Origin of the sequence: Paraburkholderia domus (assembly GCF_905220705.1) — a bacterium.
Lineage (GTDB): Bacteria > Pseudomonadota > Gammaproteobacteria > Burkholderiales > Burkholderiaceae > Paraburkholderia > Paraburkholderia domus.
Genome location: NZ_CAJNAT010000063.1, coordinates 1 through 9,699, shown reverse-complemented (window position 1 = coordinate 9,699; position 9,699 = coordinate 1). Strand labels below are relative to the sequence as shown.

Genomic DNA, 9,699 nt, shown 5'->3' with positions numbered 1-9,699 from the left:
CGTCATGGAAGGAGTCCTGCATATTGAGGCCGCAAGAGTAACCAGTCTCCTGAGTTGGTCCAACTGGCGACCACACAAATTGTGCGCCGATAGTGCTAGTTTTTCGTATTGAAGAGCGTCAACGGCGGGACGTGTTGCGGGCTGGGTCTTCGTAGTAGATTTGCTCATGGTGCGATTTCCGGTTCGTTCCTGAATCGCCCGACACTCGCTGAAAGATGGGTGAGCGGGCACGTAGCAAGGTTGACAGACCGGGAGTTGCACCAAAACCGGCGAGCCTTTCGGCTCCCTCACCACGACCCGCCCATAGAAAAGGCACGCATAGGTGAGCACCACCCACTTTCGCGGGCAGTGCGGTACAACTCAGCGGGCTGTCAAACCCGCGCCGTTTTGTCTAACGGCAGGAACAATGTAAATCACCTATTTTTTGGGACGATCGCCCAAACAGGCTAAACGCGCAAATTATAACTAATCTTTACATTTGCCCCGTGAATGGCGTGCGACTGCGCGGATTATGCAAATCACCTGACGCCTCATCAATACTCAGCACGTCTTCCCGCATCGCTTTTCCCCGGCCACAAAATCCAGAGTCAACGCGCTTTCAAGCGGGTTTACTACAGTCCCGCCACCATCTGTAACGTTTCGCGCAATCGCCGTGGTACGGCATGAGTGCTTTGTGATTCCTCAGACTTTTCCTATTCGTTCTGTTTCTGTATTCAGCTAGGCTGGATTTTCTTCACGCGCTTAATAGCGTGCCTGCCCTTCCGTGGCAGCCGAAGCCGTGCTCATTCACGTAGGAGACTTGAAGATGCCGGAACAGAAGGAAAACCAGGCGACGTACCTGTTCGCCACCATCGGCGCGCGCACCGAGCGCGGCGGGCGTGTGTCTACCGGTTCAACGTTTCATCTTGCCGGTTTGCCGGTCGCGACCGTGGGCTGTGTTGTCACCTACCGCGACGGCAGCGAGGCCGTCATTACCGATGGCGCCGGTTTCGCTTTTGTCATTGCAGATCGCCCCGCTGCGATTGTCGGCAGCAGTCTCAGCAACGGCGACCGCATCATCGAAACGCTGTGGTCCGAGCTTGATGCTGGCGTAACCGTGAAGGATGGCGAAAAGATCGCGGGCCTGTTCGACCCTGCCTGGACGCCACCACCAAGGAAACCCGTGGCTCGTTTCGCAACACGTGGCGCAACAACCGCGCGGGGTGGCGTCGTGCTCGAAGCGTCAAGCGCCTGGGAAGTTGGCGAAACGCAGCGATACGCCGCGAGCATTGGCGATTTCGTCCAGTACCAGGACGGCAGCCGCGCACGCATCATTACCGGCGTCGGCATTCCAGGCAATGCAAACCATGCCTATGCGGTCGTTCGCAGTCTGCTGGACAACGGCGATGTCATCACGGACAGCCCGCACCGCGAGCCGCGCACGTCAACGACCTTTGTCCCCCTGGACGAACACCGCGTTGCGCTCACGCGCCAGTAAGGGGCACGGAGCTAAACATGGCAGGCACCTACTATGCAGCAGTTGAAGGCGATCCACTGACGAGCGGAAAGGGTAGTCAGGTTTTCGCGAGCGGACATTGTGGAACGATTACGGATGAAAGCGGGCGGCCTCGCCGCATGGTGTTTATCGGTGATCCGGCTTATTGCCAGGCATGTGATAGCCAGGGCGTCATTATCGGAGGCGCGGGCGTAAGCAGCGCGCGCCGCATGATTGATCTGGTGAACGGCGGGCGGCGTCAGGCTGTCGGGGGTGACTGGGTGTCATGCAAATGTCCTGACCACCCTCGCATCATCGCGGTGTATGGGCGTAGGTGGGTCATCCATGATCGCGGCGACGCATCGGGGACTGCCGCGCGGTCGCGTGCACCGTCGATAGCGACATACGACGAACAGTTCACATTGATGGACGGCGACGGCAAAGCGATGCCCGATACCTACTATACGATCAAGCTGCCCTCCAGTGACTTGAGGCACGGCGTAACCGATTCACGCGGACGCACCGCACGTTATGAAACGGACGGCGCTCGGTCCGTTCGTGTTTATCTTGGTCACAGACAGGAGGCTTAATGTCTGATGCACTCGCAACCGCGACGACAAATACCGATCCGAATTCCTGCGTAGTTGTCCAATCGGGGCGGCTTTGCAAGCCGTGGAAACTTTCGCCCCAGGGCTATACCTTTATGGCCGTTCTCGAAAGCGGCGTGACAAATGGGACTTATCAGGGAAAGCCGGTTGTTGATGGGTTCATCGTGAAGGTCTACGACGACGGGTACGGCATTCCTACCGTTGGATTTGGGCACAAAGTGCTTCCAGCCGATAATCTCAGGATTGGCGACGTGATATCGGTTGAGCGCGCCAGAGGGTTTTTTGAAGTGAATTTGCGGCCTATCGAAGCCGCGATTAATCGGGATGTTAGAGTACCTCTATACCAGTACGAATATGATGCACTCGTGTCAGTCCTCTTTAATACTGGACCGTATCCGAGAAACGGTGATCCGTGGTATCCAGAATCACGCTCGAATCACCTGGCGGACTTTTTAAATCACGGCGAGTACAACAGAATGCGGGACGTAATCCGTTCGTTTGTTTCGCAACGTGTACCATGGCGTCGCCGTCTGGAAGCCAACCTCTTTGAAACCGGGATTTATGATGCGCGCCACTAGTATATTGGTTGTTCTACTTTTGATCGCCAATGCAGCCTACGCCTCATCATCGATCTACGGGGCTGAATTTGACTACAAAAAGGCAAAGCCTACTAGTACGTATTTTTCAGGGAAAACCCGTCAGCAGGTTGCATCGTACTGCAAGAACGAAATGCTGGGTACGATGGATTTGTCTGCCTGCGCCCAATTTCGCTATGAGGCGGCTATTGAGACTCTGAATAATAAATTCGCTCAGATAGAAAATGTCACGAAAGGTAGCGACCGGGGGCACCGGGCTAATGACGAACCTGAAGCACTTCCGTTCTTCAAGAAAGCCCAATCAAACTGGCAACTCTACAGGGACAATGAGTGTTACGCGGAAGTGTATCAAGTTGGCCAGGCATCGTTGCGCTTTATTGACTTTTGGGATTGCATGACCCGAATCACGAAACAGCGTCTTGATGAATTAACCAATCCCAGTCAGGACGATTGAGCAATGTCCGCCCCGCTTCGGCGGGGCTTTCTTTACGCGAGCGACGAAGGTGCCTCGCCGACAGTCGCTTGTTTGGCTCCGGGGACTATGATGCAAGCCATTGAGATTACTCTTGCATTCGTGGCACTATGTTTGGACAACTTCTTGGTAAACGCCTTGCAGAAAACGAGCCCGCAATGGCTCTCAAGAATGCGGACAATATTGCTTGGTACGTCCTTTGCACTGACTAGCGTTATCGGCGTCTCTTTTGCGAGTCACGCTAACGCATGCAGTTTCGCCTTGCAGTACGGCGGCAAGATGGGACGTTCCGTTACTGCGCTTTCAAACGTTGATCTGCTAAAGCTAGCGGACCTGCTGGCAACCGTTCGCGATAGTGCCGCCAGGGAGGGGCCAGTCGCTATCTACGGCTTCGCGGATGAGCGCGACCGTGATGCTTCGGTACTTGCCCGCCGTCGTGCAGAGTCCGTGAGTGGATATCTCCAGAGTCTGGGAGTAGCTCCGCAGCATATCAACATCGATACCAAGATCTGGCGTGCTACTTCGCCCGCGCCCTTGGGCGAGCGCAATCAGATAAAAGTTGAATTCGAGCCTGCATGCGGGCTGACCGGTTGCGATAGTCCTTGCGGTGGTACCACGCCGGAGCAATAGCAACACAGTGCCTAGTCATGGATACCCTTGCGACCAAGAATAACAAATACACAATCGCTCGCACGTTGCGAGATTGGGCGCAAGGAAATTCCGATTTAGTTCTCAACAGCGCAGACAGCGTAACTGGCTACATCGTTGAAGGGAATTAAATTGAAACGTATTGCCTTGTCGATGCTATCCGCGCTTGCCATGTCAAGTGCCTTCGCTTGCTCCAGTCCGGCGAGCCAACCGGGACAAACGAAAGATATCAATTTCGACTTCAATTCTAGTGAGATCAATAACTCAGAAATCCTCTCCCTTGCAAATTGGATCGTAGATACACGCAGCAAAAGTTCTACTCTCGAAGGAGTTTCTATCGTCGGCTTGGCTGATAAGCGCGAACATGATCCGCAAGGCACCGCGGAAGATCGAGCCAAAAACGTTAAGCAAACGCTAGATGTTCTCGGAGTCGGATCCGCCACAATGGGCGTTATAGCTCATGTCTACAAACCCACAATCCCGAACGATAAATATGAGCCGACGGGTACAAGAGCGGAAGTAACGTTAATTCCTGTCTGCGCAGATAAGTAACGCACTGTTAGCCATATAGTGCCCGCATACGCAGGGCTTCTTCTTTGAGAGGCCATGAAAATAGCATGTCTCACGCTTGCGTTCTTCATCGCATGTACAACGCTTGGCACTAGTTCGCTCGCGAGTGCCTGTAGTATTACCGTGATCGAGTATTCGCCACTTGAACGAAACCAGGCGACACTTTCGGGCGATACGGTCACTAAAGTTGCGAAGCGCGTAGTCGGTCCACGAACAGGGGAAGGTAACACTTAACGCAGCGTTCTCCCTTTCGCTGCGTAGTATCGGCGCAGCGCGATATTGAACGCAAAGACCGCGCAACCGACGACGACCAGTGCGACGAGAAAATAAAGGGTTAGCGCCAGAACTTCCATGTCATCCGGGTTCGCCAAATCGTCATTGCCGGAAAGCTTCAGGACGCCACGTAAGAACATATCAACCGCATACGGCATGTTCATCTGTAGCGTCTCAACGAAGCGCGCAAGGCACAACGCGCCGATAATCGTTGCGATTGAACTTATCAGCAAGATCGCCGACCTGAGAAGAATCCGTTTCATCGAACCTCGGCGGGGCACCTTCATCGCGTGCATAACGAAAGCCCCGCCGAAGCGGCGTTATTATTGCTCGGCGGTGATAACGTGCGCTTTCGGATACTTCACAGCGAGCGTTAGACGTTCTGGGCGAACCGTCCGAAACCGAACGGTTCGCCCTTGCGCATCGGTTACGCCTTGCGCGGTTATGCCGGATGGAAACGTAACCCGATAAGGGACGCCAACTAACGCGTTATGCTCTACGTCCGTGAGCGTGTATTGCATGGAATTTGGGAGCTTTTGGGCCAGTTGCTCTACCGGGTCAGATTTGGAGGATTCACTGCGTCGCGTATCGGTGGATTGTGCTGCGATGCTTTGCTCGGCCAGCGCGGCGCACACAACAAACGAAGCGAGTGCGAAACGTGTTAATTTCATGTTCGTTTATAGATGTGGGAAACCCCGTGGCAGTCGGGGCTTCGAGGGAGCACTACTTTTCGCCCATGAGTTAGCGTTATTTACCGTCGCAACAGTTGTGAGGGCAGCCTGGGCTAATCTGTACAGTTACTTCGCGGGACTCAGCGCTGGGAATATCTGTACTCTCTACCGGATATATCTGCGTTTTAAGTTGAAACGGTGCGTTTACTAGGCCATCCGCCAAGGCATCCTGCGTCACAGCAACAGCGCGCTTCATCGCAAGGGCGTTTGAATTTGCCTCTTTTTCCGATGCGCTTCCAACTATCGTTACCCACTCCTGTATCGCATATTTAGCATTCATCCGTGACACCCATTCACCAAGTCGCGAGCGTTCCGCCAAGCTGACTTTGTACCCGTTAACATCGAATGCGATATTCACTTGTTCAGAAGGCTGGTTTTGCGAGCCGCTGCATTCCGCGTAGGTGTTAGAACTGAAGGCGAGCGCTATAGGAAACAACGAAAATAGAACCATGGACTTCAAATTCATTTTTTGTCTTCCTTTTTTATCCCGCGAAAAGCGGTTCGCCATAAATTATATAGCCAGTAAGCGTATCGGCGTTGCGCAATGCCTGATCCGGGTTTTTTCTCCCCCATCCCGCCGAAACGGGATCAAGCCCATATCGAGCGTCAGTACTACCGAATGTATCCGTAAAATGCGTCACTTCGTGAATGAGTGTAGACAAACGAGAATCGCCGAACATATTCTGATCACGCAACCTATCGCAAAATTTCATGCCAATAGACACTAGCCTACGCTTTGTGTTAGGCCCGCAAACATGAGCAGCTTCCCGCTCGACGTTATTCATGTTCGGCACACAGCCTAACATCCTATCCAGCTTCGGGTCTGAGCGTACCAAACTGGTAGGCGTAAGCGACTTGAGCGCGGCAGCATGACGGGTGAAGCCGCTTATAAGGTATTGCCTCGTTGTTTCGTCGCTTCGATTGAACCAATACTGCATTCGTTCTTTTGTCGCGCTGTCGTAGCGGCTTAGGTCTGCCAACCGTCGATCAACGGCAGCAGCGGCCCACTTTAGCAACCGTCGCGCCACCTCCCTAAATTCTTTGTCGGTCATATTTGGACAAATCGGCGTTGTGTCAATCTTCACATGGACCATTGAACCAGGAGTCGTATTCGTTACTGCGTCAGAGTGAACCTCAAACCACTCTTCATTCTCGTTGGATTTGAAGCCGTATTTATTGCTTCCCCAAAAGTCACTCATTTTCGATTGCTCCTGTAGTGTAAAGCTTCAAACTCGATGCAGCATCCGTCTTGATGCGCTCGGTTTTCCCGTTCGCGTTCGTGGCTCCCGTTATCACCCGTTCGTCGTCGACAACGATCCGGTATCGCACATTTGCGAGGGGGCTTCCGGCAGCATCGCGCAATGTAAATTGCTCGTCGTACTGGCCTGCTGGTGGGGCTTCGTGTGGCGTGGCGCTCGCTGTGCCTGTGTCTTTGTGCATGAACATTCCGGCATCCGCGCCCGCGATAACGCGGTTCTTTTTGCACGGGCATAAAACGTGATCGCCGTTAATGGCTGCGGCCCGGCTCCGCTCGCCAACACCTTCACCGGTTCCAACAATCTTCCACAGGCCTTTGCAGTTACCACACGTCGCCTGGTCACCGTGAAGTGCGATCTTTCGACCACCATCGTCAATTGTGGCACTGAATGCAACGACCTTGCCGCGCGTCGTAGTTGGGTCGCCATGCCTTACTATGGGGATTCGCATTCAGGCGCTTCCTCCGTGTGCGTCAACCTCTAGCGTCAGTCGCAGCGCGCCTTCCGCGTTGATTCGCTGCGTGCAGCCGTTTGCATCGGTTACGCCGCTCGCTACGACCGTCGCCCCGTTACGCACCCGGTAGCGGAAATTCGCAAGTGGTTGACCGCTACCATCGTTAAGCGTGAACTGTTCGTCGTAAATGAGGCGCGGCGCGGGCGTTTCGCGGGCTCTTGAAGGGGCGGCGTCGCCGTCATCTCGGATAATCCAGCGACGCCCGTAAATAGCGATAACGCGCGGATGTTCAGGGCACTTGCACGACACCCAATCACCGCCGACCGCCTGGCGTCGCCCGCCGTTCACCAGATCAATCATGCGACGCGCGCCGCTTACGCCCGCGCCCCCGATGATGACGCCCTGGCTGTCACATGCCTCGCAATAAGCCGGATCACCGATAAACGCCATGCGGCGAGCCCGCCCGCTTTCATCCGTAATCGTTCCACAATGCCCGGTCGCGAAAACCTGGCTACCTTTTCCACTTGTCAGTGGATCGCCTTCGACTGCTGCATAGTAGGTGCCTGCCATGTTTTAGCTCCCAAAATATCGAACCATAACGTCCAGATAGAGCCGTTTCATATCGTCTGTCCGTATCCGCTGGGTGCGGCCACCTGCATCCGTTACGCCACTCTGAATAACTGTCAAATTGACACGAATGCGATATCGCAGACCGGCAACCGGTCTGCCATTCGCATCAGTTAACGTGAACTGCTGATCGTAACGATTGGGCACGTTATCCACGCCAGTGGCTTGCGCGGCGCATCGGTTCGCGCCGCGCGTGTATCCTTCGTCCCGATCCTCGCACCATGATTCGCCTGCCAGCCTCGCAATGATGCGGGGAGGCGTCGGGCACTCGCACAGCACGATATCGGGATCCAGCGCGGCCTCGCGGGTCGCCCGTACTTGATCCGGTAGGGACCGCCCGCCTTGGCAATCAGCCCGACGCTTTTGCATTTCTGGCAGTAAGCCTCGCCGCCAATGAGCGCGGTTTTATGCCCATGGAATGAGAAGCCGTGTTGCTGTTCATACGGCAGAACGTGCCCCGCGCTGCTCAATCCGTCGCCGACCACGGCGATCCGTCACATCATGCCGTGCCCCTTACTGGCGCGTGAGCGCAGCGCGGTGTTCGTCCACGGGGACAAAGGTCGTTGACGTGCGCGGCTCGCGGTGTGGGCTGTCTGTGATGACATCGCCGTTGTCCAGCAGACTGCCAACGACCGCATAGGCATGGTTTGCATTGCCTGGAATGCCGACGCCGGTAATGATGCGTGCGCGGCTGCCGTCCTGGTACTGGACGAAATCGCCAATGCTCGCGGCGTATCGGTGCGTTTCGCCAACTTCCCAGGTGCTTGACGCTTCGAGCACGACGCCGCCCCGCGCGGTTGTTGCGCCGCGTGTTGCGAAACGAGCCACGGGTTTGCTTGGTGGCGGCGTCCAGGCAGGGTCGAACAGGCCCGCGATCTTTTCGCCATCCTTCACAGTTACGCCAGCATCAAGCTCGGACCACAGCGTTTCGATGATGCGGTCGCCATTGCTGAGACTGCTGCCGACAATCGCAGCGGGGCGATCTGCAATGACAAAAGCGAAACCGGCGCCATCGGTAATGACGGCCTCGCTGCCGTCGCGGTAGGTGACAACACAGCCCACGGTCGCGACCGGCAAACCGGCAAGATGAAACGTTGAACCGGTAGACACACGCCCGCCGCGCTCGGTGCGCGCGCCGATGGTGGCGAACAGGTACGTCGCCTGGTTTTCCTTCTGTTCCGGCATCTTCAAGTCTCCTACGTGAATGAGCACGGCTTCGGCTGCCACGGAAGGGCAGGCACGCTATTAAGCGCGTGAAGAAAATCCAGCCTAGCTGAATACAGAAACAGAACGAATAGGAAAAGTCTGAGGAATCACAAAGCACTCATGCCGTACCACGGCGATTGCGCGAAACGTTACAGATGGTGGCGGGACTGTAGTAAACCCGCTTGAAAGCGCGTTGACTCTGGCTTTTGTGGCCGGGGAAAAGCGATGCGGGAAGACGTGCTGAGTATCGAAGAGGCGTTTGGTGATTTACGCGATCCGCGCAGTCGCACGCCATTCACGGAGAAAATGTAAAGATTAGTTATAATTTGCGCGTTTAGCCTGATTGGTTGATCGTCTTAAAAAATAGGTGCGTTAGATTGTTCCTGCCGTTAGACAAAACGGCGCGGGTTTAGCAGCCTGCAGTAGAGAGTCGCACTACCTACGAAAGTGGGTAGTGCCCAGCCATGCGCGCCTTTTCTATGGGCGGGCCGTGGGGGGAGAGCCGCAAGGCTCGCCGGTTCTGATTCTCTACCCGGTCTGCTAATCCGCCTACGTGCCCGCTCACCCATCTTTTAGCGAGTGTCGGGCGATTCAGGAACGAACCGGAAATCGCACCATGAGCAAATCTACTACGAAGACCCAACCCGCAACACGTCCCGCCGTTGACGCTCTCCAATACGAAAAACTAGCACTATCGGCGCACAATTTGTGTGGTCGCCAGTTGGACCAACTCAGGAGACTGGTTACTCTTGCGGCCTCAATATGCAGGACTCCTTCCATGACG

The 9,699-nt window shown here is 55.2% G+C and carries 12 protein-coding genes; 6 read left to right on the top strand and 6 right to left on the bottom strand.

Annotation, left to right across the window (positions count from 1 at the left end; all coding sequences use genetic code 11):
* The first annotated feature begins 805 nt into the window (after positions 1-805).
* The 6 genes from KHO31_RS38690 (at position 806) to KHO31_RS38665 (ending at position 4,350) form a co-directional block, all read left to right on the top strand.
* The gene (locus KHO31_RS38690) at positions 806-1,477 is read left to right on the top strand and encodes a PAAR domain-containing protein (RefSeq protein WP_211626080.1); all 672 of its coding nucleotides are present in this window, start codon (positions 806-808) and stop codon (positions 1,475-1,477) included.
* Positions 1,478-1,494: 17 nt separating this feature from the next.
* Entirely contained in the window at positions 1,495-2,064 is a 570-nt protein-coding gene (locus KHO31_RS38685) for a PAAR domain-containing protein (protein ID WP_211626078.1), read from the top strand.
* A complete protein-coding gene (locus KHO31_RS38680; protein ID WP_074285292.1) occupies positions 2,064-2,660 on the top strand; it encodes a lysozyme in 597 nt (198 codons plus the stop codon). Before KHO31_RS38685 ends, KHO31_RS38680 begins: the two co-directional genes overlap by 1 nt.
* Positions 2,644-3,132, top strand: a complete 489-nt coding sequence (locus tag KHO31_RS38675) for a lysozyme inhibitor LprI family protein (RefSeq protein WP_074285293.1) — start codon at positions 2,644-2,646, stop codon at positions 3,130-3,132. The genes KHO31_RS38680 and KHO31_RS38675 overlap by 17 nt, the downstream gene beginning before the upstream one ends.
* A gap of 90 nt (positions 3,133-3,222) precedes the next feature.
* Positions 3,223-3,780, top strand: a complete 558-nt coding sequence (locus tag KHO31_RS38670) for an OmpA family protein (protein ID WP_211620518.1) — start codon at positions 3,223-3,225, stop codon at positions 3,778-3,780.
* A gap of 150 nt (positions 3,781-3,930) precedes the next feature.
* Positions 3,931-4,350, top strand: a complete 420-nt coding sequence (locus tag KHO31_RS38665) for an OmpA family protein (protein WP_201084429.1) — start codon at positions 3,931-3,933, stop codon at positions 4,348-4,350.
* A 248-nt stretch (positions 4,351-4,598) separates the two neighbouring features.
* On the opposite strand, the gene KHO31_RS38660 is transcribed toward KHO31_RS38665, so the two are convergent.
* The 6 genes from KHO31_RS38660 to KHO31_RS38635 all read right to left on the bottom strand — a co-directional run bounded on the left by KHO31_RS38660 (position 4,599) and on the right by KHO31_RS38635 (position 8,894).
* Positions 4,599-4,937: a hypothetical protein gene (locus tag KHO31_RS38660; protein ID WP_201087214.1), complete on the bottom strand. Its 339-nt coding sequence runs from the start codon at positions 4,935-4,937 to the stop codon at positions 4,599-4,601.
* A 451-nt stretch (positions 4,938-5,388) separates the two neighbouring features.
* A complete protein-coding gene (locus KHO31_RS38655; RefSeq protein ID WP_201084430.1) occupies positions 5,389-5,838 on the bottom strand; it encodes a hypothetical protein in 450 nt (149 codons plus the stop codon).
* A 16-nt stretch (positions 5,839-5,854) separates the two neighbouring features.
* Positions 5,855-6,571, bottom strand: a complete 717-nt coding sequence (locus KHO31_RS38650) for a M35 family metallo-endopeptidase (RefSeq protein WP_211626076.1) — start codon at positions 6,569-6,571, stop codon at positions 5,855-5,857.
* Entirely contained in the window at positions 6,564-7,079 is a 516-nt protein-coding gene (locus KHO31_RS38645) for a PAAR domain-containing protein (RefSeq protein WP_201084432.1), read from the bottom strand. The genes KHO31_RS38650 and KHO31_RS38645 overlap by 8 nt, the downstream gene beginning before the upstream one ends.
* Positions 7,080-7,652 (bottom strand): PAAR domain-containing protein, encoded by a 573-nt coding sequence (locus tag KHO31_RS38640; protein ID WP_201084433.1) that lies wholly within the window; start codon positions 7,650-7,652, stop codon positions 7,080-7,082.
* A 570-nt stretch (positions 7,653-8,222) separates the two neighbouring features.
* Positions 8,223-8,894 carry a PAAR domain-containing protein gene (locus tag KHO31_RS38635; protein WP_211626069.1) on the bottom strand — a complete coding sequence of 224 codons (672 nt, stop codon included), beginning with the start codon at positions 8,892-8,894 and terminating at the stop codon, positions 8,223-8,225.
* Positions 8,895-9,699: the final 805 nt, after the last annotated feature.

Excerpts from the sequence above, each read along its gene's own strand:
- KHO31_RS38690 (WP_211626080.1), top strand. The coding sequence starts at position 806 with ATGCCGGAACAGAAGGAAAACCAGGCGACGTACCTGTTCGCCACCATC.
- KHO31_RS38685 (WP_211626078.1), top strand. The coding sequence starts at position 1,495 with ATGGCAGGCACCTACTATGCAGCAGTTGAAGGCGATCCACTGACGAGC.
- KHO31_RS38680 (WP_074285292.1), top strand. The coding sequence starts at position 2,064 with ATGTCTGATGCACTCGCAACCGCGACGACAAATACCGATCCGAATTCC.
- KHO31_RS38675 (WP_074285293.1), top strand. The coding sequence starts at position 2,644 with ATGATGCGCGCCACTAGTATATTGGTTGTTCTACTTTTGATCGCCAAT.
- KHO31_RS38670 (WP_211620518.1), top strand. The coding sequence starts at position 3,223 with ATGCAAGCCATTGAGATTACTCTTGCATTCGTGGCACTATGTTTGGAC.
- KHO31_RS38660 (WP_201087214.1), bottom strand. The coding sequence starts at position 4,937 with ATGCACGCGATGAAGGTGCCCCGCCGAGGTTCGATGAAACGGATTCTT.
- KHO31_RS38655 (WP_201084430.1), bottom strand. The coding sequence starts at position 5,838 with ATGAATTTGAAGTCCATGGTTCTATTTTCGTTGTTTCCTATAGCGCTC.
- KHO31_RS38650 (WP_211626076.1), bottom strand. The coding sequence starts at position 6,571 with ATGAGTGACTTTTGGGGAAGCAATAAATACGGCTTCAAATCCAACGAG.
- KHO31_RS38645 (WP_201084432.1), bottom strand. The coding sequence starts at position 7,079 with ATGCGAATCCCCATAGTAAGGCATGGCGACCCAACTACGACGCGCGGC.
- KHO31_RS38640 (WP_201084433.1), bottom strand. The coding sequence starts at position 7,652 with ATGGCAGGCACCTACTATGCAGCAGTCGAAGGCGATCCACTGACAAGT.
- KHO31_RS38635 (WP_211626069.1), bottom strand. The coding sequence starts at position 8,894 with ATGCCGGAACAGAAGGAAAACCAGGCGACGTACCTGTTCGCCACCATC.